Here is a 24,283-nt window from a genome sequence, read left to right on the forward strand (position 1 = left end):
CTTTTAACTAGTCAAGGACGCGAGTGCCACCTGCAACTTCAGCGATATAGAAGCTTGGAGCGTATCCAACTACTTCCTCGTAGCGCTTGCCTACAGCCTCCTTAAAAGCCTCAACAGCATCTTTTTGAACCAAGGCAATGGCACAGCCACCAAATCCTGCCCCTGTCATACGAGCACCAAGAACACCTTCCTGAGCCCAAGCTGTGTGAACAAGGGTATCCAATTCCAAGCCAGTTACTTCATAATCATGCTCAAGAGAAACGTGAGATGCATTCATCAAGCGACCAAATGTTTCCAAATCACCTACCTGAAGAGCTGCTTGTGCTTTGAGGGTACGTTGATTTTCAAGAACAGCATGGCGAGCACGTTTTAAGCGATTTTCGTCTTTAATTAGATAGCTGTATTGGTCAAAGGCCCACTCATCCAATTCACCCAGGGTCTGAATATCCAAGGCAACTTGCAATTCTTCCACAGCTTTTTCACACTCAGCACGGCGTTCATTGTACTTAGAGTCCGCCAGTTCACGGCGTTTGTTGGTGTTCATGATAACAACAACATTGTCCTTCAAATCAAGTGGCACAAAGTCATACTCCAAGGTGTTGGTATCTAGGTAAATGGCCCGTTGGTCAGCTCCCATACCGATAGCAAACTGGTCCATAATACCAGAGTTGACTCCGATAAAGTTGTTTTCTGTTTGTTTTCCGATTTTAACCAAATCCAAACGGCCTAGTTTTAAACCAAAGAGATGCTCTGCCACAACCCCCGTCAAAAGTTCCAAGGATGCTGATGATGACAAGCCTGCACCATTTGGGATATTTCCATAAACATAAAAATCAAACCCTTTGTCAATCACGTGTCCAGCTTCTTGCAAGAAATGAAGAACCCCTTTTGGATAGTTGGTCCAGCTGTGCTCTTTTTCAAATTTGAGGTCAGTAAGAGGCACTTCGATGATACCCTTGTCCTCAAAGTTGGCTGAGTAGAAACGCAAAACTTGGTCATCACGCTTGCGAGCCACTCCATAGGTTCCCAAAGAAATAGCAGCTGGAAAAACGTGCCCACCGTTGTAGTCTGTGTGTTCACCAATCAGATTAATACGACCTGGTGAAAAGAAAGTTTGGTCTGCTTCTTGACCAAAAACGGCAAGAAAGTCTTTGCGAAGGGCTTCAGTAGTAAGATCTTGTGTCATATGAATTCTCCTTTGACTGTCCGTTAAGTCACCTTAACGTGTAATCGTTTTCTTCTATTGTATCCAAGGCATTTGCCAAGGTCAATCCTTTTTACTAAATTTTTACTAAACTATCAGTAAAAAGCAGAAAAATATGATATACTAACCTAAAAGGAGGAGGATTTATGGCTACCTTAAAAGACATTGCACAGCTAGCCTCTGTCTCTATCGCGACCGTATCTCGTGTCCTCAACCGCGACCAGAGCCTATCTGTCACAGAAGAAACCAGACATCGTATTTTAACTGTCGCTGAAGAGCTGGGCTATACTAAGCACCTCAAGACAGGCGAATCCCACAAACCCAAGCAAAAGATTGCCATTATCCAATGGGTCAGCGAACAAGGGGAGTTGGACGACCTCTACTACTATCAGATTCGTCTCGGTATTGAAAAAAGGGCCCAAGAGTTGGACTATGACATCTTGCGCTATTTTAATGACCATCCTTTTACACTAAGCGAGGAAGTGATTGGCATTCTCTGCATCGGAAAATTTAGCCAAGCTCAGATTGCTGCCTTTGAAGAATACCAAAAACCTTTAGTCTTTATAGACAGTGACACCCTCTCACTAGGTCATACCTGTATTATCACTGATTTTTACACTGCTGTGAAACAAGTTGTAGACCATTTCCTCAGTCAGGGGGTGGATCGGATTGGCATTCTCACAGGCCTTGAGGAAACAACCGACCAGGAAGAAATTATCCAGGATAAGCGACTAGAAAACTTCAAAGACATTACCCAATCAAATGGTATCTACCATGAAGAACTGGTTTTTCAAGGGAGCTTTACTGCCCAGTCTGGCTATGACTTGATGAAGGAGGCCATTCACAAGCTAGGAGAACAACTCCCACCAGCCTTTTTCGCTGCCAGCGATAGTTTAGCCATCGGTGCCCTCCGTGCCCTTCAAGAAGCTGGAATTAGCCTACCAGACCGCGTCAGCCTTATTTCCTTTAACGACACTAGTCTGACCAAGCAGGTCTATCCTCCTCTTTCTAGCATTACCGTCTATACCGAAGAAATGGGCCGAGCAGGTATGGATATTCTTAATAAGGAAGTTCTCCACGGTCGCAAAATCCCCAGCTTGACTATGCTGGGCACCAGACTGACTTTGAGAGAGAGTACGAGGAATGAATAGGATAACGAAACGACCTCGCTAGAGGTCGTTTTGTTAATGATGATGACCATGCTTCTGCTCTACCTCTCTCACCTTCCGCCTATGTTGCGCATGGTTACTTTGACTGCTATCTACTTCAATAGTGATATTCTGCACGCCTCTTTCTTCTAAACATTGACGCACCACTTCTTTGGTTTCCATCATCTGTTCCCAGTCCTTAATACAAATGTGGACAATAGCATTATTCTCTAGACCGTCCATGGACCAAATACTAAGTTGATTGATACTTTTGACATTGGGAAGAGCCTCTAAATCCTTCTCCAAATCACTTGTCTCGACCCCTTCTGGCACAGCATCTAGGAAAATCTTCAGTGCGCTCCAAAAGCGAGGAATGGCTTTCGACAGAATAAAGACAGAAATAACCAGAGATAAAAATGGATCGAGGATATACCAATCTGTAAATCGGAGGATAATCGCCATTAGGATGACAGCCAACCAACCAAGAGTGTCTTCCAAAAAATGCAAGCTAAGAATTGACTCATTCTTTGTCTTTCCTTTACGAACTACCAGACTTGCTAGTACATTGATAACTACTGCAATGATTCCCAGCCAGAGGATGCCATTCTCATTGACGGGTTGCGGGTGAGCGATCTTTGTGATATTTTCCAAGATCACTAGGACAGACCCTATCATAAGAATCACAGCCGTTAGCATGGCCCCTAAAAGACTAAAACGTTTGTAACCCAAGGTGTACTGTCTATCTTCTTCACGGTTTGAAGTTGTTTCTAAAAGGGCTGAGATGCCAATGGCTATAGCATCTCCCAAGTCATGAACAGAATCAGCAAGAACTGCACTCGAACCAAAGATTCCTCCTGCGATAAACTCAACAATCGCATAACTTAAATTTAAGAAAAAAGCTAACCAGATAGATGTTTTAGAACTCATTTCTCTCCCTCCTTTGGTATAATGGGTATATACATACTTCTTTCATTTGTATTATCTAATAAAATCCAAAGAAAGGATAGAAGCAAACTGTCAGTCCTGTTCAGTTCTGAACAGTTTGTCTCAAGTGTCTATATGCCAAAAAGAGACCGTCGAGTCAGCAAGACTAAAAAAGCCATCTATCAAGCTTTTTTACAACTTTTGAACGACAAGGGCTATGATGCCACTACTGTTCAGGATATCATTGACCTAGCAGATGTTGGACGTTCTACTTTTTACTGTCACTATGAAAGCAAGGAACTCCTTTTAGATGAGCTTTGTCGCTACCTCTTTCATCATCTCTTTGAAAGGGAAGGACACTTTACTACCGAGGACTACCTCGCACATATCTTTTTACATTTTCAGAAAAACCAGGACCGTGTCACCAGTCTCCTTTTTTCCAAAAACGACTACTTCCTCCGCCTACTACACAAGGAACTCGAACACCACGTCTATCCCATGGTGGCGGATGACTTGCAAGAGTCCTATCCAAACATTCCGGCCTCCTACCTCCAGCATTTTGTTGTGACGAACTTTATCGAGACTCTAACTTGGTGGCTAAAAAAAGGAAAATCTTATACAGAAGACCAAGTGGTGAGATTTTACCTTGATGTAATGGAGACGACCTCTACAACTCCACTTGATAACTAAGCCTGTAACTCAGAAAGGAACCAACTATGTTAACTTCGATGATTCTAGGAATACTAACAATTGTACTAGCTCTCGCCTTCTCATTGCTTCACCTTGCTGCTGCTTTTTCAGCCATGAAACAAAAGAACTACAGTCTGGGAAACACGTGCATCTTGGTCGGCAGTTGCATCACTTCTCTGGCTCTAGCTATCTTTTACTTCGTCCCACTGGCAACCATTCTACTATGGATTGTGGGTTCGAGTATCGTCTGCTATGGTGCCTACTGGAACGGGCGACAGCAAGAAAATCAACATATATCGCACCACATTATTCGTATAACGAGTGCTATTGTCATTACGGTATTATTCATTTTGCTCTAACACAAAAAAGGATCATCTGATCCTTTTTTTACTTTTTTAAGCGCTTTTTGCTGCCTTGCTCCACTGATACCACCCAACTAGACTATTGATGAGATAAATTAGGTATTTCCCTTGGATTTGCAGGCTTTCTCCCCACCAGAGATAGATTGAAAAGACATTAGTAGCAGCCCAGAATATCCACTGTTCACGGTAAACAGCTGTCATGAGGATTTGCCCTACACCATTGGTCGCATCAGTGATAGAATCACGATAGGGACGATTAGCTCCGATAGACTGATAAATAAACCCAAAGGCCAACCACCAAAGAACACTAATAGAAAGATACTTTGTCCAACCCTTGCCGTCTAGTTTACGTGCGACAAACTCTTGTTGTTCTTTCTTAAACTGGGCTTGATAAATCCAAACCAAGAGACCAATTGGCTGCATAATTGTAAAATAGAGAGTTGTTAAAACCTCACCATAGAAGCCTTTTTGAAAGGCAAGCACCAGATAAATGATGGAATTAATCAAACCAAATAGGTAGTTACTAGCACGACCTTCAGCTTCTCAAAGAGCAGAAAAAAGGTTAGTAAGGCTTGAGAGATGAATCATTTTAAAGGCAAACAATTCCAACAAGACGTCATCATTGCCGCTGTTGGTTATTACCTACGTTACAATCTGAGCTATCGTGAAGTTCAGGAATTGCTTTATGACCGTGGAATAAATGTTTGTCACACTACGATTTATCGGTGGGTTCAAGAATACAGTAAAATCCTCTATCATCTCTGGAAAAAGAAAAATAAACAGTCCTTCCATTCGTGGAAAATGGATGAAACCTATATCAAAATTAAGGGGCGTTGGCATTATCTCTATCGAGCGATTGATGCGGACGGTTTAACATTGGATATCTGGTTACGAAAGAAACGTCGAGCAGACGATAACAGCTATAAGTTAGAAGATACCGCCTATCAAGAAGATAAAGCACGCAAAGCAGAAACCGAAGATAAGCTAGCTATTGAAGCAATGAAAAGCAAGTACACCACGCTATTGCTAGAAAATATGTTGCTAAGTTCGTTTGAAATGCAAGATACAAAAATCATGGCAGGATTGCAAGTCCATGTTTACCCCCTCTATGACGAACTGAAAGAATTAAGAGGGCTAAATAGTGTTAAAGACCACTTGTCTTATGTTGCCAGCAGACGTGAAGAATATTCTAAGCATAATATCGCACGCTACCTCAAAAAAGCCATTGAACAATATCTACCAACGGTTAAAAGGCAGGACTTAAACCATGAGTGAAGACTTAAAAACGATCAAAGAGCTGTCGGATGAGTTGAGTGTTACAAAACAAAATATTCAATATCACTACCAAAGGTTACCAAAAGAATTACAGCTTAAAAGTTCCAATGGGTCTAATCTAATAAATTCTAAAGCAGAAAAAATAATTTTAGGTAAAGTAGAAAGTAGTAGCAAATCAAATACCAAAGACCAACAAATAAGTAGCAAAGACCAACAAATAGAAAAACTAACTAATTTGTTAGACCAGTAACAACGATTAGCCTTGCAAGATAAAAAGTTGCTAGAAGAATACAAGGCGGAAAATGATAACTTAAAAGCCCTCAAAATGCCCTCACAGGAAACAGAATTCAAACACTTAGACAATCAATATAAAGATGAAGTGAACGCTCTTAAATAGAAGTTGGAAAATTTACAGGAACAAATCAAAGATCAAAAAAGGATAGAAGAACAAGAAAAACCAATAAAATGGTGGAGACTATGGCGAAAATAGATGATTCAGTTAAAAAGAAAGTTCCAGAATTGCGATTTAAAGGATTCACGGATGAATGGGAACAGCGTAAGTTGAGAGACGAAGTTCGAATAGTGATGGGACAGTCTCCTAATTCAGAAAATTATACTGATGATCCTAATGGACGCTAAAAATGCGAAGACCTATGAAGACCTATTTTGTATTAGTCAAACAAAAAATCCAAAAGAAATGGTATATGATTATGACCATGAAACAAAGTAAAATCAAACCGAGTGATCTGAGGAAGCACCCGATGATCATGAAACGTTATTAAACACAAAAGTCACCCATGTGAGTTCTTGCCAGAAGCTGAAGTTAATCCTTCAACCTGGAAAACCCGCAGAGGTGACTTTTTCTATACATCTCGATTTTTCTGGCAATAATCATTAACCGATAAATATGTCTGTGAATCACCCAGAGACTCCGCTATGTCCATAATCCGCGGTGGTAGTAATCCCACTCGCTGGACAAGTTCGTGATTGCTGAACAATTCCCGTGGACTGCCGGCGAAGCCAAACTTCCCGTGTTCCATAACATACACCGACTCAAACTCGGCGGCGACCCAATCCATGTCATGGGTGATGGTCACAACTTGGTGGCCCGAATCAGCCAACTGATGGAAAATTGCGGTCAACTTGCGCCGGCTTTCCCAATCAAGCGACATCATCGGCTCATCAAATAAATAAATCGCCGGATCCACTGCCAAAACTGTGGCAACGCTCAACAGCTTGCGTTCCGACAATGACAGGTCATATGGACTTTCAGCTGTTTTATCATCCAAGCCAACTCTTTTTAGAGCCGCTAAAGCCCGCCTCGTAATCGTGTCGTGGTCATCCATGACCTGCGCGACATTCCACTCCACCTCTCGTTGAACGGTCGGGTTGAAAAGCTGATCGTCAGGATTCTGAAAAGTAATCCCAACCTTCAGTAACTTTTCGACTGGTTTAAGATCATTAAAATTTTCTCCATCGATCTTAATCACACCGGTTTGTGGTGTCAGCAAACCCGTCAACAATTTGAAGAGCGTTGATTTGCCGGCACCATTTTGGCCGACAATCGCCACCATCGGATCGGCGAAGTGTTTGTCTTCAACATCCAAGCTAAAGGACCGTTCCGGATAAGTGAACGTCAGGTGGCTCAGTTCAATTGTGGACATAACGAACCTCCTTCATATCAGCGTAATTCACCGGATACCGGCCATCAGCCAAGTGCCAATCCATTTTTTGAGCAAGTTGCTGGATTGTCGGGGCTGGAATCTGCCAGTCAGCTGCCAAATGATTAAACACCTCACCCGGCCTGCCCTGGGCTACCATTTGACCCTCGTGCAGCACCCACACAACGTCGGCGACTTCGCACAAATCGTCAATTTCACTGGTGACAATGAAGACAGTCGTCTCTTTGACTTGGGCCAGCCATTGGAAAAATTGCCGGCGGCCAAGGGGATCCATCTCACTGGTCGGATCATCCATAATCAAAACAGCCGGATTAGCCACAATTGCCGTGGCAATTGCCAACCGCTGGATCTGACCACCGGAAAGGCTCTCGGGACGCAAATTCAGCTGTTCAATCAGCCCCATTTGCGTGGCAACTTCTTCAACCCGTTTTTGAATCAGTCCTTCAGCCATTCCCTGATTAATCAAGTCAAAGGCGATTTCATCGGCAACCGTGTCTGCCAACCCGCTTAGTTGGCCAGCTGGATTTTGCAGTACAACTCCATTCATGGCATTATAAACGGGCCAATTGTCAGACACTCGCTGGCCAAACATGTGCCAATCGCCCTCAATCTCAGCAGACACAATTTTGGGAATGACCCCTGCCAGCACACGGCACAAAGTCGATTTGCCGGAGTGGCTATTCCCGATAATCCCAACCACCTGGCCGGTATGAACCTCCGCGTTAATCTGACGCAGTTGTGGTTGCTCAGTACCCGGATAACGGGTGGTCAAATTTTCAATTACAATCCGTTTATCTTCGTCCATATCTTCCACCCAATCAATAAAATTGCCAATCCAGTCAGACCAATGTGCAGCGTCCGCGACAGGCGATACACGCGCTGGGAGGTTCTGACAGTCCGGTTGAGATTATCAAAACCTCTCAGTTGGAGAGAAATCGACCGCGTCATCGATTGATCCAAGGTCTTAATCACCAATGGAATTAGAACCGGCAGGACTGACTTTAATTTCTGAATCAACGTTTTTTGCGGATTGGTTCCGCGAACTTTTTGTGCCTGCTGGATTTTCCGCATATTGCGCATCATTTCCGGCAAAATATAACACACCGACATCAGAACGTAGACGGTTTTATAAGACAATCCGGACAGTTCCAAATAGGCCGCGTTTTCTAAAATACTCGTGGTCACCATAAAAAAGCCACTGGTCAAAATAATCACCAATACTCGACAACCCAGAGTGGTGGCGTAAATCAGGCCTTCTTTGTAGAACGGCACCCCAAGCACAGAAAACAGCACAGTTTGATTCCGACTGTAAAATAACCCTTGGATGATCAGCATGGTGCAAATCAGAAACAGGCTGAATCCCAGCGCCTTAAAGGTGGTAGAACTCAATTTGGAAAATAACAATAGCAGTGTTGCGACAAGAATTAATCCGGCCTGAAGCAATAAATTCATACTGGCAAAGCTCAACAACGTCATGTCCAAGATGAACAAGAGCTTAGTAATCGGATCGATCACCTGGTACCACTTGAGCTTGACCCGTGGCGCTCCAGAAATCAATGTTTTATCAGTCATCATTTATCATCGCTAAAGAAGTGCACCATCCGCTTCGGCAGCTGACGATAGATGAAGAATGCCAGGTAGGCCACGCAGACTTTATCCAAAATATCCAAGACAAACTCATCGGTAAATGAGGCCAGCCACACTGGTGCATGATTGGCGACCATTACCGCAAACAATGAGTCACCCCAAGCGATACCGGTCTGACCACCCCAAAAGATGACGTTGAGTGGCGTTGAAATGACAGCTGAAACGATGGCAATAATAATAGCAGAAACAAATACTCGTCGCGCTGACGAGAACCACCCATTGGCGTGCAAAACTCCGACAGCAATCCCAATTCCGATGCTGGTAATCGCATACACGGTTGAAATTGGCGATAAGGTCAGCCCATAGATCACGTTGTTGATGAAACCACTAATGGCACCGGCAACCGGCCCAGCCAACATGCTAGTAAGAAAGGTTCCCAAAGACCCCAGCCAAACGGGCAACTTTAACCCCTCCGCCAAGGCTTTGGCAACATAGTTAATCCCCACGGCAGCGGGAATCAAAGTCATGGTGGCAGCACTTAACTTAAATTTCCACATACTGGTACGATGAATCGGTTCTGTTTTCATAATCTTCTCCTTTTGTTTTTTAAGAGCCGTGTCTGGATAGACTTTCGGACGCAACGCTCTATTATATATCTACTGAACTGTCTATACACAAGATTTCCATCCTTAGTCGACATGAGCTGGAAATCTTTATTTGTTAAGTAGTTCACAACACATTATACACCTATTTTGTGAATAGTCAAGTGTATTTACAGTAAAATTTTAGATAATCTTGAAAATTTCCTCTTATTTTCCATTTAAAAATGAAAATCATTAATTCTGACACCAAAAAAGCCCAGACAAGATTGCCTGAGCATTTTTTTATCTGGTCGTTTAAGCAAGTTGAGTTTAGCATTTTCAAACTATTTCTTCAACAAACCTTGTTCTTGTAAAAACTCCTTGGCTACTTGTTCTGCTGACTTGCCTTCAATTCCGACTTGGTAGTTGAGCTGGCTCATCTGGCTTTCAGTAATTTTACCTGCTAGTTTATTGAGAACTGGCTCCAACTCAGGATGTTTCTTGAGAAGAGCTTCTTTCATGAGTGGAGCCCCTTGATAAGGTGGGAAGAGTTGCTTGTCATCTTCTAAGACCTGCAAATCATAACGCGCCAACTCTGCATCCGTCGAATAGGCATCCGTGATTTGAATATCGCCTGACTGAATTGCCTGGTAGCGAAGGGCTGGCTCCATGGTCGCTACATTGAGATTGAGACCATACATTGATTGCAAGCCCTTATTTCCATCCTCACGATCATTAAATTCGAGAGTAAAACCTGCCTTCAGCTGTCCTTCCACTTTTTTCAAGTCCGAAATGGTCTTCAAGCCATATTCTTGAGCAATCTTTTTCGGAACAGCTACAGCGTAGGTATTTTGATAAGACATAGGTTTGAGATAGGCTAGATGATCCTGTTTGGCAATGCCATCACGCGCCACATCATAAACCTGCTCTGGCTCATGACTCACTTTCGGTGATGGTTGAAGCAGGCTTTCAGTCACCGTACCAGTAAATTCAGGATAGATGTCAATATCGCCTTTTTTCAGAGCTTCATAGAGGAAGCTTGTTTTCCCAAAATTCGGTTTAACAGTCGCAGTCATACTGGTATTTTCCTCAATTAGGAGTTTATACATATTAGCCAAAATTTCTGGTTCTGGTCCCAATTTCCCAGCAATCACCAAGTTTTCTTTCTCTTTTTGAGCTAAGAGGGCTGGACTATAAGACAGACCGAGTAATATGGTCACCAAGGCAAAACCAGAGAAAATCGTCCGCAATTTTGCTTTTTCCATCACTTTTAGTAGGAAGTTAAAGGCAATAGCCAGCACTGCAGAAGAAAGGGCCCCAATCAAAATCAGACTGGCATTATTACGGTCAATTCCCAAAAGGATAAAGGAACCTAGTCCCCCTGCACCAATCAAGGCCGCCAAGGTTGCCGTACCGATAATCAAGACCGCTGCCGTCCGAATACCAGACATTATGACAGGCATGGCAAGTGGAATTTCAAACTTCTTGAGACGCTCCCACCTGGTCATCCCAAAGGCAATCCCAGCCTCTTGCAGACTTGGATCAATTCCCTTCAGCCCAGTAATGGTATTTTGCAAAATCGGGAAAATCGCATAAATCACTAGAGCCGTCAAAGCAGGCAAGGTTCCAATTCCCATCAAGGGGATAAAGAGTCCCAACAAGGCCAGAGACGGGATAGTCTGGAAAATTCCTGCAATCTGCAAGACCCAGTCCGCCAACTTCTCATGATAGCGAAGATAAACAGCCAAGGGAATAGCAATAAAAATAGCTAGTAACAAGGTCAAAAGTGACAACTGCAAATGTTGAGATAGAGCTGTTACCCAATCACCAAAACGATCCTGAAAAGTTGATATCAAATTAGCCATGAACACTACCTCCAAACAAGTCTGCTACAAAGTCTGTTGCAGGAGCCTTTAAAATCGTCTCGGGATTCGCCACCTGACGAATCTCTCCATCCTGCAAGACAGCAATACGGTCCGCCAATTTCAAAGCTTCATCCGTATCATGGGTCACAAAAATCGTTGTCATCCCAAACTCCTTATGCAATTCTTTCGTCAGAACCTGTAGTTGTTTTCTCGAAATAGCATCCAAGGCTGAAAAAGGCTCATCCATGAGGAGAATCTTAGGCTGACCAATCATGGCACGGACAATGCCGACCCGTTGCTGTTCTCCACCAGATAATTCACTCGGAAGTCGATGTCCATACTCATCTACTGGTAAACCAACCTTAGCCAAAAGCTCTTCTGTTTTCGTCGCTATTTCTTCCTTACTCCACCCCTTCATCTCAGGAATAAGAGCAATATTTTCTGCAACCGTTAAATTGGGAAACAGAGCAATGGCCTGTAAAACATAACCAGTAGAAAGACGAAGCTCACGCTCGTCATAGTCTTTGATGCGCTTGCCATCCATGTAAATATTTCCATCAGTCGGTTCCAAAAGACGATTAATCATCTTAATCATGGTCGTCTTACCGGACCCAGAAGGCCCAACTAAAACCATGAACTCCCCATTCTCAATCCGTAAATTGACATCTCTCAAAACATCTTTTTCTGTATAGCGTAGCGCTACATTTTTATATTCAATCATTCTTAGTCCTCAATTTAAAATTTTCCTCGGTTGGTCAAGTCTTCTACCTTAGGCATAACTTCCTTATTATCCCAATGCTCCACAATAAAGCCGTTCTCCAAACGGAAGATATCGTACTGGGCATAGGCAACTCCGTCAATCTGAGTCTGTCCATAGCTGACCACATAATTTCCTTGTCCCAAAAGCTGGAAAACAAAGTCGAAAGTGACACCATGTTCCGCCACATAGTTTTTATAAGCCTGACTTCCTTGGCCAATCTCATGATTATGCTGAATCAAATCGTCCGCCACATAATCACTCCACTGCTCTAGCTCCCCATTTTGGAAAACTTCTGTCAAGAAACGACGAACGGCCTTTTTATTTTCTGCTGTCTTATCCAAATCCTTGATTTCAAAATCTCCAAAGATCTGGTCTAACTGTCCATTTTCTGGAGCACGATAGTAGTCAATAACATCCCAATGTTCTACGATACGGCCATTCTCATCCGCACGGAAAGTATCCGTCGTCACCCATTGCGCTTCTCCGCCATTGAGATATTGATGAACATGAACAAAGACCAGATTGCCATCCTCAATGGTACGGACAATCTTCATCTCACGCCCGGGATGGCGTTCAAAGAAATTTGCAAAGAAAGCCGCAAACCCTTCTTTCCCATCTGGCACACCTGTCGAGTGTTGGATATAAGTATCCCCTACAGACTGAGCTTGAGCCTCAGCAACTCGTCCATCTTGAATAGCATGAATGTATAGGTTGTGAGCATTTTTCACTTGTTTTGACATGATTTATGCCTCTTTTTCTTTTAAATTTGCTAAAATGCGTTCCTGATAGCTTTCAAACTGCCGAATTTCTTCCTCTGAGAAACCTTTATAAAAAATAGCATCCAGTCTTTGACTAACACGATGGCCAACTTCTTTCTGGGACAAACCTTGCTCTGTCAACTTGACATATTTCTTTCTCTTATCTATTCCACATGGGCTAATGGTGACCAGGTTTTGCTCCTCAAGATTCTTAATCATGGTTGTGAGCGTATTGTTGGCGAGGCCAGTCGCTAGTGCAATATCTGTCGCAGTTGCACAGCCCGTCTTACTATTCCATAAAACCGCTAAAATCTTTCCCTGCTCACTCCGATAAAGAGAGTCAGGGTCTTGTCTCAGTAACTTTTGAAAAATCCGCCCATTCAACAAACGAATATGATGGGCTACCAAATGACAATATTTCATGAAACCTCCAATTTATTTCCATATCGATACGAATGAAAACATTATAATACTTATTATTCTAACTGTCAACTATTTCGATTTAGAACTAATTTTTCTCAGTAAAAAATCTCCTACTCAAGGTAGAAGATTTCAATCTTATAAACTTAATCCGTCATGTCTGATACCAAAGTTCGACGCTCCAATGGAATACTGCACATAACTAACAAGAAAATGAAGCCTGACTGAATCCAGAAAAGGGCCAAGTCAAAGATTCCATGCACAGCAACCACTGTAAGGAAAGATAGATAAAGACCGATAATTGGACGTTTCCCCGACTCCTGACTCATATCCATCATCAAACGAACAGGAGCAACAGAAGACAAAGCTAATAAAATGGTTCCCACAATTCCGTAACTCAGAATCGTATCAATATAAAGGCTGTGAGCATGTTCATGATAAGGAGCATTTATCCGAGGATAAGAGTGCATATAGGTCAATGGCCCCTCCCCCCAAAAAGGATTTTGCTTAAACAAGGCCATCCCAGCATCCCAGATAGAAATGCGTTCTTCCATAGAGGAATCTAAAGTCCCCATCCGAACTCCCAAATCACTAGAAAAAAGGAAACTCAAGCCAATCGCAAAGACCCCGATACTAAGCCAAAAGGCCTTCCAGTTTTTAATGGTTGTAAAGAGATAAATGATGGCACCAGCGATGATGGCAGGAAAGGCTGTTCTATTTTGCGTAAAATTCAAACCAAATAGATTCACAAAACCTGCTAGCACACAAAAGACTTTCAACCATCTTAACTTCGTCGTTGTAAAGAGATAAAAGGCAATCATGATACAGAAGCAACAAATGATCCCATAGTAGTTAGGATTAAAGAAGGTGACCTCTGCACGGTTCTGGTGCCACACTTGCATATTGGGAGAAAGAAAGGCATAGTTAAATTTCTTTACAATTTGGAAATGCTCCAAAGTAGCAAAAGCCGCAGAGAGCACACTACCAAACAAGATTGTCTGCAGTATCAGTCGAAAGAAAGCATGTGTCAGACGTTTCTGGTAATAACTAAAGAAAACGAGGAAGAGAAACATCAGTAAAGATGCAACCAATCCAAGCCAGTTCTTGGCGACAATAGAGATGATACTACTGTAGGCAATAAAAAAGAGAAGTACAAGATGTTTGAACAATCCTTTGATAATTCCCTTCATCTCCCCAGTAACAAGTAAACCTATCAAATATAAAGCAAAGAGCGCTAAGAATAAATAAAAAGGTAAAAAGATACTTATGATCATCAAATACAAAAAGAAATCTTTTTTCGAAAGCCCTCTTATCTTATCCAGTAATCCAATTGATTTCAAAACGGATCCTTTCTGTTCTGGATTTCTCCAGAAGATAAATGCTAAACTATCTTTATATTCTACCATTTTTTCCGTCATTTGGGAACAATGAACACGTTTTCGCCACAAAAAACTCTTTCATTAATATAGCATTAGAACTGAATTTTTCTGCCGTTTTCCACTACTTGATAGGTCTGACTCTGCAAATCAATTTCTGCTACTGCTGTTACGGACTTGTCTTTATTTTGACGTTTGATTACAATGCTATGAGCTGTTGGTGTTTCAACGTCAATAGTCCCTTCTAGGTCAAAGGCCTCTGACCGATTACGGAAAGAAAATAGATTAAGAAGGGCCTTCACCACAGGACGTTGAACTTCTTCTGCTATTTCCTCATTACTATAGTAATGACGATTAATATTTCGACCTTCTTTGGTTTCTTCTAATAATTTCAAGTCATTTTTTCCTGCTAATAGACCCACATAGTAAACCTGAGGAATGCCTGGAGCAAAAGCTTGAATCAGACGAGCGAGGAAGTACTTGATATCATCATCTCCAAGCGCAGAATAATAGGTTGAATTGATTTGGTAGATATCTAGATTGTTATACTCTGCACTGGAGTACTTACGTTTAACATTAGCTCCAACCTTATAGAGCTCATTTGAAGCATAGTCAATTTCCTCATCAGTCAGGATATCCTTGACATCCACCACTCCAATCCCATCATGGGTGTCTAGAGTCGTAAATTGCTTCATCGGGCTCATCTTTAACCACTTAGCCAAGCGCTCTGTTCTAGAACTGTAAAGAGTATAAAGGGTCACCATTGGAAGGGCAAAATCGTAAACATAGTAATCATGGTCCGCTATTTTAAACTGAATCGAATAGTGTTCATGAATCTCAGGTAAGAGCTCTGTCCCATACTCAGCAGCGATATCTCGAACTTTGTCCAATAAATTCCAAATATCTGGTTCCACAAAGAAATCATTGGTATCCAATTTCTTCACTGCATAAGCAAAGGCATCTAGGCGAATCAAATCACACCCGTTACCTGCTAGATGTTGAATCGTCTTACGGATGAATGCCATCGTTACTTCTTTGGTCACATCAAGATCAATCTGCTCTTCACCAAAGGTATTCCACAAATGTTCTACTGAACCATCTGCAAAAAGAATTTCTTGCTTTGGTGCACGATCCTTACGCTTGTAAATTAGGTCTACATCAGCTTGTGTCGGACGATTTTCCGGCCAAAACTTGTCCCAGTTTAAAAAAAGATCTTTAAATTCACTGGCTTCATGTTTTTCTTGATAGTCCTTATAATATTTAGATTGGCGAGAAATATGATTAATCATAAAGTCAAACATAAGATAATATTTCTCACCTAAACGCTTAACATCCTCCCAATCACCAAACGCTGGATCCACTTCATCATAGTCAACTGGTGCAAATCCACGATCTCCTGTTGACGGGAAAAATGGTAGAAGGTGAACTCCCCCAATAGCATAGCCAAAATGTTCTTCCAAATTCTCATACAAGTCTTTAAGGTTATTTCCAAGACTATCTGAGTAAGTAATCAACATAGTTTTATTTTGAATGGTCATAGATGGTCTCCTTTTTCTGATGAAAGCCAAGTCTCATATGACCTGGCTTCGTAAATGAAAGATATTTTTAGATTTTTGTTCACATCGAACTCATACTAATATAGACTGCAAGCAACTAAGTACTACTTTCTTTTTTCTACATAGAATTGCCAATAAGCTGAACCGTTCGTCTATGTATGGAATTATAGATTTCCTAAGCTCTTTCCTACTTCACTGCCCCGTTGCTCATTCCTGAAATGATATGTTTTTGGAAGATAAGGTAGACAATGGTTATCGTTACAATTCCCACAATATAGGATGCAAAGCTTGGTCCATAGTCATTAAAGTACTGACCTTGGTAGTTGTACTGGAAGAGAGGCAAAGTCCACATCTTGGAATCCTTATTCAAAATCAACAATGGTAACATAAAGTCATTCCAGAACCATAATGCATTGATGATCAAAGTTGTAGCATGCATGGGCTTCAACATTGGAAAAATGATTCGACGATAAGTTGTAAAACGATCAGCCCCATCAATTTCCGCAGCTTCATCCAAACTATCTGGTACACTGATTTTTATATAACCAACATACAAGAAAAGAGTCTGTGGAATAGCATAAGTTAAGTAGAGTATTACTAGCCCCCACATATTTGCTAGACCGAGTTTACTCATCATAACTGTGATGGGAATCATAATCACCTGAAATGGAACAAATATCCCTAAGATCAAGAGCAAATACATAATTGCAAAGGCTTTTTTCTTGGACATATTTCGAGCAATGGAATAAGCTGCAGCTGGTATAAAGAAAGCTACTACAATCAATGATAACACCGTAATAACTGCTGAATTCCAGAAATAGCCTCCAATCCCATCCGAAATCAAGCGTTCATAATTACTTAAGGTAAAAGGATTGGGCAAACTAAAGAAATGATTCATGATATCCTTGGTTGTCTTGAAAGAACTAAATACCGTTACCAACAAAGGAACAAGTATAAGAATACCACCGACTATCAAGAGGATATATTTCCAAAACTGATTCAATTTTTCTTCTTTTTTCATGTGTAGGACTCCTCTATTAGATTTCAAATTTCTTTGATAGCTTGATTTGGATAAGAGAAACAATTCCAATAATTAAGAATAAAATCAAGGCAATTGCATTCGCATATCCATATTGATTACTCTTGAAAGCATAGTTGTAGACTAAAAGTCCAAGAGACGTTGTAGCATTATTTGGACCACCACTCGTCAACGCAAAAATCTGGTCAAAGGCTGTCAAACCGGACTTAAGAGCCAAGATAAAAACCATAGAAATCGTTGGTAGTAAATAGGGTAATTCAATCTTCCAAAAAGTTTGTTTACTTGTTGCACCATCAATTGATGCTGCCTCTAAAATATCATTTGGAATACTCTGAAGACCAGCAAGAAAGAGAATAATTGGCATTGCTACTCCTTGCCATAGAAGAACAAAAATAGTTGCTACTACCGCTCCGACAGGTGTCCCTAATAGACTCTCTTGTAAAAAACCAATCCCTAAAATTCTTCCAATCGTTGGAAGACCATAGTTGAAGAATTGTTTAAAAATCAAGGAAACTGTCAAACCAGATAAAACAGCCGGGAAAAAGAACCAAGCTCTAAAGAAGGTCTGCCCCTTCATCTTAGAATTTAAGGCTCGTGCCACAACCATCCCAATTGTAATCTCTCCAGCAATCAATGCCAGAGTTAAAATCAAAGTAAAGGCTATGGCTGTGAAGAATTGCCCATCAATCATCAGCAATTTGTAGTTATTTAAACCAACAAATTTATAATTATAGGTCAATCCAGTCCAGTTAGTCAAACTATAGAAAGCACCTTGTACCATTGGAAAGTAAAAGAAGATAGCTTGTAAAGCAAGCGGGATGAGCAAAAATGTCCAACCCCAGTATTTATTTAAAAATTTTCGAATAGCCATATCATCTTAACTCCTATTCTAGTCCAAATCTGCCTTCATTGGATTAAAGAAAGCATTGAGATTGTTTGCCATATTTTTAAGATTTTTATCCATCAGGTAACCTGTACTTAGATTAAAAAAGTCTTCTTCAGAGTTCCAGCGTTGGCCCAACCAAACATAATGTTTGTCCGTAAAGGCCAGTTTAGAAATAGCTGCAAGCGCTGAATCTTCTTTTTCCTGTATGCCTTTCACCGCAACTGGTGATCCATCTACATCATAGTATGACTGCATAGCTGTTGGACTAGTCATATAGCTGATAAATTCTTCGGTTTCCTTAGGGTGTTTGGTAGTAGCTGAAGTTGATAATGCCATGTCCCCTGCACCAACAGTGACTTCTTTTCCTACTTCTTCTCCTGGGAAGGCGAACATCCCCACCTCAAATTTTGGATCCTGTTGATTAATTGCGGCTAATGCCCATGATCCTTGTGGCATCATCAAGGCTTTTTCACTCGAAAATGCTACCACCGCATCATTATAAGAGGCACCACGCCAACCATCTTGAGCATTATCTGCTAATAAATCGAGTCGTTCTGCATCTGCTTTTAAAATAGCATCATCTGCAGAGATTGCGTTTGGTTTTGAAAAGCGAAGGTAATTATTAGCCGCGTCTCCACTACCCGTAAGAGTAATGAGAGAAAGTTGGTGGTAACCATTTAATGTCCAGCCTTCATTGCCTGCAACCGCAAATGGAGAATTCCCACTATCTTTTATCTTTTTGACAATCTCTTGAAACTCTTTAAAAGTCTTCGGTTCCTCAAGTCCTAATTCTTTAAACTTCGTTTTATTGTAATAGATTCCATAAAGATTGGCCGTTAATGGCACGCTATAAATCTTGTTATTGATTGCATACTTTTCAGCATAGTCATTCTTGATGTTCTCAAGATAGGGTTTTCCTGTCATATCTGCAAAATAGCCTGCCTTCGCCCACTCCTGAAAATCCATATTTTGAGGATAGATATTAATAATATCTGGAACATCTCCTGATAAAATCCGAGTCTTTAGAACAATTCCAGCTGAAGGTACTGTAGTCAGCTTCACATCAATATTAGGGTGTTCCTTTTCAAAATCATCCACTATCTTTTGCAAGGTATCTGCCATCTCTATCTTCTGGTTAAAAAACTCAATCGTTACCTTACCATCAGCTGATTGATTGTTCTGACTACAAGCCACTAGGCCTAGTAAACTTGCCCCAGCTACTAAAAGAAAACCTGCTTTCTTATACCATTTCATTGGAATGCCTCCTTGATAAATTTATACGCTTTTATTATAGTCTCTTGAATTTATACTGTCTACTCAAAAAATCTCCTGGTGATAAGGTAACAGTTAAACCTGCATACATGAGCTCTGCACCCGAGTAAACAATGTTTGTCCCTTCCAGCTCATAAAGCCCTTCCACCTCTAAGTCTTTTAGTTTCAAGGTGGTTTCCATTGTTTCCACAACTGATAGGACTCGGACGTAGGTTACAATCGTTTGATTTCCATAGTTAAATTGCACAGCTGCTTCATTGGATTCAGCATCGGGATTGATTAACCTGTACTGATTTCCCAACTGGACTACTGGTCGCAATTCTTTATACAAGTTCACCTGATTAGCAATCTCAGCTTTCTCATCATCTGATAAACTTGTCAAATCAAGCTCATAACCCAGATTCCCCATCATGGCTACATGACCGCGAGTTTCCAATGGTGTCATTCGTCCCATCTGATGATTTGGTACTGCTGACACATGAGCCTCCATAGAAATGGTTGGATAGAGATAGGATGAACCGTATTGTATTGGTAAACGTGCAATAGCATCAGTATTATCACTAGCCCAGACCTGTGGGAAATAACGCATCATACCAAGATCATTTCTGCCACCGCCACCAGAGCAGGACTCAAAGAGAATATGGTTGTGCTTCTCTGTCAGATACGAAACGAGTTCGTAAAGCCCCAACATATACTGATGAGACTGCATCTGGGTTTCCAAGTAGGTTGAACCATTCCCCAGATTAGTGATATTGCGGTTCATATCCCATTTGATGTAGTCAATTTTATGATGAGAGAGGAGTTCATCTAAGACATTTTTCAAATATTCTACTACCTGGGGATTGGCAAGATTAAGTACTAATTGATTTCGAGAGTAAGTATGATCATATCCTGGAACCTGAATAGCCCAGTCAGGATGTTTACGATACAAGTCGCTATCAACGGAAATCATCTCAGGTTCTAACCAAAGCCCAAACTGCAAACCTCTTTCATGGATCGCTGAAATCAGACTTTCTAGACTTCCACCCAGTTTTTTCTCATTCACAACCCAATCACCTAAAGCACGATTATCATCAAAGCGATTACCAAACCACCCATCATCTAATACAAAAAGTTCAATTCCAACTTTCTTAGCTTCATCAGCTAGTTCTAACAGTTTTTCTCTCTGAAAGTCAAAGTAGGTAGCTTCCCAGTTATTGATTAGAATTGGACGCTCTTTTTTAGAAAATTTACTTGGCATAATATGCTTAAGTACAAAATTCTGACTTTCATGACTGATACCAGTTAATCCCTTATCTGAATAGGTCACTAAAGTTACCGGTGTTTCAAAATTTTCCTCAGGATCTAACTTCCAAGAAAAATTTTCTGGATTAATTCCAATAGCCACCCGAACTTCATTCAGTTGATTCTTTTGGACAAAAGCTTCGAAGTTTCCACTATACATCAGTTGTAGAGCAAATACATTCCCAGCATCCTCTGTAACTCCTTGATCACATAATAGAAGAGCTGGTGTTTGAGCATGCCCAGAAGCTCCACGATTCGAACTAATTGAAAAGATTCCTTGCTCTACCTGTTGACGTCGGACAGTCTTTTCACGAGCATAAGCTCCCTGTAAAGTCACTATTTCGTAAGCTGCAGCAGGAAAATCAGCCATGAAAGAAAAGTCCTTATGAATGACAACTTCCTGATTGCTATTATTCTCCAATTTGCTGTAACTAGCAATTGTCGCATCATTATCAAAAGCTGTATAATACAAAGTCAGACTAAGTTTAGCTTGAGGATCTTTTAAAATCAAGACAAGCGTCTCTGTATCATCCATGCTGTGAGGAGAAGGTAAGCCCTGTGGACCATTCTGACCTTTTAAAATCTTTGCTTCTACAAATCGAAAGTCTGTTACTTCAGTTGCATCATGTTGAACCTGTAAAGTTGGTTTTCTAAAGTCACCCAAACCATGTTGTCCAAAAATTTGACGTTGCGTATCCAAACTAAAGGTTCGATTAGTAGCTATGGGATTACCAGAAAAAGCATGATCGCGTTCATAAACACTATTAGCCCCTCTATAGTTCTTAATAGTCTTTCCTAAATGTTTTAATAATAAGAACCCATCCCTATTTTCAATAATCAAACTTAAACCTTTACTCTCAACGTAAAAAAGATTATTCTCTATCCGAATTCCCATAAATTGTACCTCATCGATTTCCTGATAAAATTTTAGCAAATAAAAGCGCTTTCTAAAATAGAAAAATGTCTCTAAAGTATGGTAAAATGTTAGGTAGGAGGTGGCACATGCTCGTTTTTTCAGAATACCAGACTGGAACAATTGATCTTTCTCTCAGCTTTTACGGCTATGAAGAATGCACGCCTAACTACTCTTTTGGCCCAGCTATTCGAGATACCTATGTACTCCATTACATCACTAAAGGAAAAGGTCAATTCCATTATAAGGGGAAAATTGTTGATTTAAATGCAGGAGGTTTCTTTTTACTAAAACCAGATGAATTAACATTCTATCAAGCAGATAGCCAGGATCCTTGGGCTTACTACTGGTTGGGGATTACTGGAGGGAGGGCACCTGACTACTTTGCTCTATCTCAAATTTCTGACCAATCCTACCTCATCCAGTCAAATAACTGTCATACACAAACAACTGCAAAACTCGTTGAAAATATTGTCCGCTTCGCTCAGATTACAAAATCAAATGAATTGGCTCAACTACATATCATGGGACAACTCCATGAACTAATGTTTCATCTAGGAACTATTGCTCCCAATCAGAAAAAAGAGAATATTTCATCAACCCACCAGCTCTATCTTGACTGCAAACGATTAATTGATAGCCACTATCCACAATCGCTCACCATTCAAGATTTAGCAAAAGAGCTATCGGTTCATAGAAGTTACTTAACTAGTGTGTTTAAAGAATTTCACCAACTCTCTCCAAAAGAGTATTTACTTTTCGTTCGAATGAACCGTGCTCAACAGTTACTAGAGCACACCAATGAAACGATCAAAGTCATTGCATATTCTGTGGGTTTTTCAGATCCACTACATTTCTCAAAAGCCTACAAACAGTTTTTTCATAAAACACCTAGTCAAACTCGAAATGAATACGCTCACTCCCTCTTAGCTAGAAAGGAAAATCAATGAAATCACACCAACTAGTTTACCAAATATTAGCTAGAGAAAACGATTATGTTAGCGGAGAAAAAATCGGAGAAGAACTGAATTTAAGCCGTACATCCATATGGAAAGCGATCCAACGTCTTCAACAAGAAGGCCTAGAAATTGACAGTATCAAAAATAGAGGATACAAGCTTATTCAAGGCGATCTGATATTACCTGATTTGATTCAAGAGAAAACCAACTTAATCGTTCACTACAAACCTGAAACCAAATCAACCCAAACAGATGCAAAAGAAGGAATTGAAGCTGGAAACAAAGGAAATACACTCTATCTTTCAACCTGTCAAACAGCAGGTCGTGGACGCTTTCAGCGTCCCTACTATTCTCCATCTCAGGGTGGGATCTATATGTCCCTGCATATTCAACCCAATCTTCCCTATGAAAAACTCCCTTCCTATACTCTCCTTGTAGCTGCTGCAACCTACAAAGCCATTAAAAATCTAACTATGATAGAAGTAGATATCAAATGGGTAAATGACATCTACTTAAAAAATAAAAAGATAGCAGGTATCCTCACCGAAGCAATGACATCAGTTGAGACAGGCTTGGTTACAGATGTCATTATCGGACTTGGTATAAATTTTTCTATAGGAGACTTCCCAGATGACCTAAAAGAAAAAGCAGGTAGCCTATTTATGCCACCTGCACCAATTAGTCGTAATGAGCTCATCAGCGAAATATGGAATTGTTTCTACAATACGGATCCAGATGAGCTACTTTATATCTATAAAGAAAGATCATTGGTTCTTGGAAAAGAAGTTACCTTCCAGCTAGATGGAAAACTTAAAAAAGGACTTGCAAAAGAAATCTCTGAATCTGGTCAACTTCAAGTCGAACTTGCAAACAAACATACTATCTGGCTAAATAGCGGAGAAATATCACTAACAAATTGGTAATAAACAAATCCCCCTTTTAACGATTTAGAAGGGGAATTTACATACAAAAAAAGAGCCTAGAAGCTCTCTTAACATACGGAGAATGGGGGATTCGAACCCCCGCGCCGGTTACCCGACCTAACGATTTAGCAAACCGTCCTCTTCAGCCTCTTGAGTAATTCTCCTATTAATGGGCACGAGTGGACTCGAACCACCGACCTCACGCTTATCAGGCGTGCGCTCTAACCACCTGAGCTACGCGCCCAAGTTTAAAAACTTGGTATGAACTTTCGTTCAAAGCGGGTGACGAGAATCGAACTCGCGACAACAGCTTGGAAGGCTGTAGTTTTACCACTAAACTACACCCGCTTAATAAAATAAGATATGGCGCGAGACGGAATCGAACCGCCGACACATGGAGCTTCAATCCATTGCTCTACCAACTGAGCTACCGAGCCAATATTGCGGGAGCAGGATTTGAACCTACGACCTTCGGGTTATGAGCCCGACGAGCTACCGAGCTGCTCCATCCCGCGTTAATATAAAAGGAGGATGTGGGATTCGAACCCACGCACGCTTTTACACGCCTGACGGTTTTCAAGACCGTTCCCTTCAGCCGGACTTGGGTAATCCTCCATTATTTACAATGGACCTTGTAGGACTTGAACCTACGACCACTCGGTTATGAGCCGAGAGCTCTAACCAGCTGAGCTAAAGGTCCAACAAGATCATTATAGCGGCGAAGGGGATCGAACCCCCGACCTCCCGGGTATGAACCGGACGCTCTAGCCAGCTGAGCTACACCGCCATGAATCGGGAAGACAGGATTCGAACCTGCGA

General features: G+C 41.1%; 24 protein-coding genes, 8 tRNA genes and 2 pseudogenes. 9 read left to right on the forward strand and 25 right to left on the reverse strand.

All coding sequences use genetic code 11. The features are described from left to right. Positions 1 to 7: 7 nt before the first annotated feature. The gene (locus tag MK396_RS07860; protein ID WP_268724217.1) at positions 8 to 1,186 is read right to left on the reverse strand and encodes a galactokinase; all 1,179 of its coding nucleotides are present in this window, start codon (positions 1,184 to 1,186) and stop codon (positions 8 to 10) included. Positions 1,187 to 1,350: 164 nt separating this feature from the next. On the opposite strand from MK396_RS07860, the gene galR reads away from it, so the two are divergent. Next, complete coding sequence (gene galR, locus MK396_RS07865) at positions 1,351 to 2,355, forward strand: DNA-binding transcriptional regulator GalR (protein WP_254736594.1); 1,005 nt, start codon at positions 1,351 to 1,353, stop codon at positions 2,353 to 2,355. Between the two features lie 33 nt (positions 2,356 to 2,388). Here the strand turns inward: galR and MK396_RS07870 are convergent, their stop codons facing one another. Beyond that, positions 2,389 to 3,279: a cation diffusion facilitator family transporter gene (locus MK396_RS07870; RefSeq protein ID WP_198459280.1), complete on the reverse strand. Its 891-nt coding sequence runs from the start codon at positions 3,277 to 3,279 to the stop codon at positions 2,389 to 2,391. Positions 3,280 to 3,411: 132 nt separating this feature from the next. On the opposite strand from MK396_RS07870, the gene MK396_RS07875 reads away from it, so the two are divergent. Next, the gene (locus MK396_RS07875; protein ID WP_268724218.1) at positions 3,412 to 3,966 is read left to right on the forward strand and encodes a TetR/AcrR family transcriptional regulator; all 555 of its coding nucleotides are present in this window, start codon (positions 3,412 to 3,414) and stop codon (positions 3,964 to 3,966) included. 26 nt (positions 3,967 to 3,992) lie between these two features. Further along, complete coding sequence (locus MK396_RS07880) at positions 3,993 to 4,325, forward strand: hypothetical protein (RefSeq protein WP_000958145.1); 333 nt, start codon at positions 3,993 to 3,995, stop codon at positions 4,323 to 4,325. A gap of 36 nt (positions 4,326 to 4,361) precedes the next feature. On the opposite strand, the pseudogene pnuC reads toward MK396_RS07880, so the two are convergent. After that, positions 4,362 to 4,868 (reverse strand): annotated as a pseudogene (gene pnuC, locus MK396_RS07885) (nicotinamide riboside transporter PnuC); the annotation flags it as partial. Positions 4,869 to 4,907: 39 nt separating this feature from the next. On the opposite strand from pnuC, the gene MK396_RS07890 reads away from it, so the two are divergent. The 4 genes and pseudogenes from MK396_RS07890 to MK396_RS07905 all read left to right on the forward strand — a co-directional run bounded on the left by MK396_RS07890 (position 4,908) and on the right by MK396_RS07905 (position 6,242). Further along, positions 4,908 to 5,603: an IS6 family transposase gene (locus MK396_RS07890; RefSeq protein ID WP_268724219.1), complete on the forward strand. Its 696-nt coding sequence runs from the start codon at positions 4,908 to 4,910 to the stop codon at positions 5,601 to 5,603. Next, positions 5,596 to 5,853 carry a plasmid replication protein gene (locus MK396_RS07895; RefSeq protein ID WP_268724220.1) on the forward strand — a complete coding sequence of 86 codons (258 nt, stop codon included), beginning with the start codon at positions 5,596 to 5,598 and terminating at the stop codon, positions 5,851 to 5,853. Before MK396_RS07890 ends, MK396_RS07895 begins: the two co-directional genes overlap by 8 nt. A 12-nt stretch (positions 5,854 to 5,865) precedes the next feature. After that, positions 5,866 to 6,093, forward strand: a pseudogene (locus MK396_RS07900) (DNA-binding protein). Beyond that, entirely contained in the window at positions 6,081 to 6,242 is a 162-nt protein-coding gene (locus MK396_RS07905) for a hypothetical protein (RefSeq protein ID WP_193389213.1), read from the forward strand. The pseudogene MK396_RS07900 and the gene MK396_RS07905 overlap by 13 nt, the downstream one beginning before the upstream one ends. A 224-nt stretch (positions 6,243 to 6,466) precedes the next feature. Here MK396_RS07905 and MK396_RS07910 read toward each other — a convergent pair whose 3' ends face one another. The 14 genes from MK396_RS07910 to MK396_RS07975 all read right to left on the reverse strand — a co-directional run bounded on the left by MK396_RS07910 (position 6,467) and on the right by MK396_RS07975 (position 21,564). Continuing rightward, entirely contained in the window at positions 6,467 to 7,267 is an 801-nt protein-coding gene (locus MK396_RS07910) for an energy-coupling factor ABC transporter ATP-binding protein (protein ID WP_000103848.1), read from the reverse strand. Continuing rightward, on the reverse strand, positions 7,254 to 8,090 hold the full coding sequence (locus MK396_RS07915) for an ABC transporter ATP-binding protein (protein ID WP_268724221.1): 837 nt from the start codon (positions 8,088 to 8,090) through the stop codon (positions 7,254 to 7,256). Before MK396_RS07915 ends, MK396_RS07910 begins: the two co-directional genes overlap by 14 nt. Next, entirely contained in the window at positions 8,066 to 8,857 is a 792-nt protein-coding gene (locus MK396_RS07920) for an energy-coupling factor transporter transmembrane component T (protein WP_268724222.1), read from the reverse strand. Before MK396_RS07920 ends, MK396_RS07915 begins: the two co-directional genes overlap by 25 nt. Continuing rightward, on the reverse strand, positions 8,857 to 9,459 hold the full coding sequence (locus MK396_RS07925; RefSeq protein ID WP_000846130.1) for a hypothetical protein: 603 nt from the start codon (positions 9,457 to 9,459) through the stop codon (positions 8,857 to 8,859). Before MK396_RS07925 ends, MK396_RS07920 begins: the two co-directional genes overlap by 1 nt. Before the next feature lie 338 nt (positions 9,460 to 9,797). Beyond that, positions 9,798 to 11,318 (reverse strand): ABC transporter permease/substrate-binding protein, encoded by a 1,521-nt coding sequence (locus MK396_RS07930; protein WP_268724223.1) that lies wholly within the window; start codon positions 11,316 to 11,318, stop codon positions 9,798 to 9,800. Beyond that, the gene (locus MK396_RS07935; RefSeq protein ID WP_268724224.1) at positions 11,311 to 12,039 is read right to left on the reverse strand and encodes an ABC transporter ATP-binding protein; all 729 of its coding nucleotides are present in this window, start codon (positions 12,037 to 12,039) and stop codon (positions 11,311 to 11,313) included. The genes MK396_RS07930 and MK396_RS07935 overlap by 8 nt, the downstream gene beginning before the upstream one ends. A gap of 14 nt (positions 12,040 to 12,053) precedes the next feature. Next, a complete protein-coding gene (locus tag MK396_RS07940) occupies positions 12,054 to 12,818 on the reverse strand; it encodes a nuclear transport factor 2 family protein (RefSeq protein ID WP_268724225.1) in 765 nt (254 codons plus the stop codon). 3 nt (positions 12,819 to 12,821) lie between these two features. Then, positions 12,822 to 13,259, reverse strand: coding sequence for a MarR family winged helix-turn-helix transcriptional regulator (locus MK396_RS07945; protein WP_268724226.1), 438 nt, complete (start codon positions 13,257 to 13,259; stop codon positions 12,822 to 12,824). Positions 13,260 to 13,402: 143 nt separating this feature from the next. After that, positions 13,403 to 14,596, reverse strand: coding sequence for an O-antigen ligase family protein (locus tag MK396_RS07950; RefSeq protein ID WP_049519720.1), 1,194 nt, complete (start codon positions 14,594 to 14,596; stop codon positions 13,403 to 13,405). A 131-nt stretch (positions 14,597 to 14,727) separates the two neighbouring features. Then, positions 14,728 to 16,170 (reverse strand): sucrose phosphorylase, encoded by a 1,443-nt coding sequence (gene gtfA, locus MK396_RS07955; RefSeq protein ID WP_268724227.1) that lies wholly within the window; start codon positions 16,168 to 16,170, stop codon positions 14,728 to 14,730. 205 nt (positions 16,171 to 16,375) lie between these two features. After that, positions 16,376 to 17,209 (reverse strand): carbohydrate ABC transporter permease, encoded by an 834-nt coding sequence (locus tag MK396_RS07960; protein WP_268724228.1) that lies wholly within the window; start codon positions 17,207 to 17,209, stop codon positions 16,376 to 16,378. Between the two features lie 16 nt (positions 17,210 to 17,225). Then, entirely contained in the window at positions 17,226 to 18,098 is an 873-nt protein-coding gene (locus tag MK396_RS07965) for a carbohydrate ABC transporter permease (protein WP_268724229.1), read from the reverse strand. Between the two features lie 18 nt (positions 18,099 to 18,116). After that, positions 18,117 to 19,367, reverse strand: coding sequence for an extracellular solute-binding protein (locus MK396_RS07970; protein ID WP_268724230.1), 1,251 nt, complete (start codon positions 19,365 to 19,367; stop codon positions 18,117 to 18,119). A gap of 34 nt (positions 19,368 to 19,401) precedes the next feature. After that, on the reverse strand, positions 19,402 to 21,564 hold the full coding sequence (locus MK396_RS07975; RefSeq protein ID WP_268724231.1) for an alpha-galactosidase: 2,163 nt from the start codon (positions 21,562 to 21,564) through the stop codon (positions 19,402 to 19,404). 107 nt (positions 21,565 to 21,671) lie between these two features. On the opposite strand from MK396_RS07975, the gene MK396_RS07980 reads away from it, so the two are divergent. After that, positions 21,672 to 22,532 (forward strand): AraC family transcriptional regulator, encoded by an 861-nt coding sequence (locus tag MK396_RS07980; RefSeq protein ID WP_268724232.1) that lies wholly within the window; start codon positions 21,672 to 21,674, stop codon positions 22,530 to 22,532. After that, complete coding sequence (gene birA, locus MK396_RS07985) at positions 22,529 to 23,464, forward strand: bifunctional biotin--[acetyl-CoA-carboxylase] ligase/biotin operon repressor BirA (RefSeq protein ID WP_268724233.1); 936 nt, start codon at positions 22,529 to 22,531, stop codon at positions 23,462 to 23,464. The genes MK396_RS07980 and birA overlap by 4 nt, the downstream gene beginning before the upstream one ends. Before the next feature lie 76 nt (positions 23,465 to 23,540). On the opposite strand, the gene MK396_RS07990 is transcribed toward birA, so the two are convergent. The 8 genes from MK396_RS07990 to MK396_RS08025 form a co-directional block, all read right to left on the reverse strand. Next, positions 23,541 to 23,628: transfer RNA gene (locus tag MK396_RS07990), tRNA-Ser, on the reverse strand. 6 nt (positions 23,629 to 23,634) lie between these two features. Next, positions 23,635 to 23,708: transfer RNA gene (locus MK396_RS07995), tRNA-Ile, on the reverse strand. A gap of 33 nt (positions 23,709 to 23,741) precedes the next feature. Beyond that, positions 23,742 to 23,812, reverse strand: a tRNA-Gly gene (locus MK396_RS08000). A gap of 16 nt (positions 23,813 to 23,828) precedes the next feature. After that, positions 23,829 to 23,901 (reverse strand) — tRNA-Phe (locus tag MK396_RS08005). A gap of 4 nt (positions 23,902 to 23,905) precedes the next feature. Continuing rightward, positions 23,906 to 23,979 (reverse strand) — tRNA-Met (locus MK396_RS08010). Positions 23,980 to 23,989: 10 nt separating this feature from the next. Beyond that, positions 23,990 to 24,079: transfer RNA gene (locus tag MK396_RS08015), tRNA-Ser, on the reverse strand. An 11-nt stretch (positions 24,080 to 24,090) separates the two neighbouring features. Next, positions 24,091 to 24,164, reverse strand: a tRNA-Ile gene (locus MK396_RS08020). A gap of 13 nt (positions 24,165 to 24,177) precedes the next feature. Then, positions 24,178 to 24,251: transfer RNA gene (locus MK396_RS08025), tRNA-Met, on the reverse strand. Positions 24,252 to 24,283 lie beyond the last annotated feature (32 nt).

Source organism: Streptococcus oralis (genome assembly GCF_026782235.1).
GTDB lineage: Bacteria > Bacillota > Bacilli > Lactobacillales > Streptococcaceae > Streptococcus > Streptococcus oralis_CC.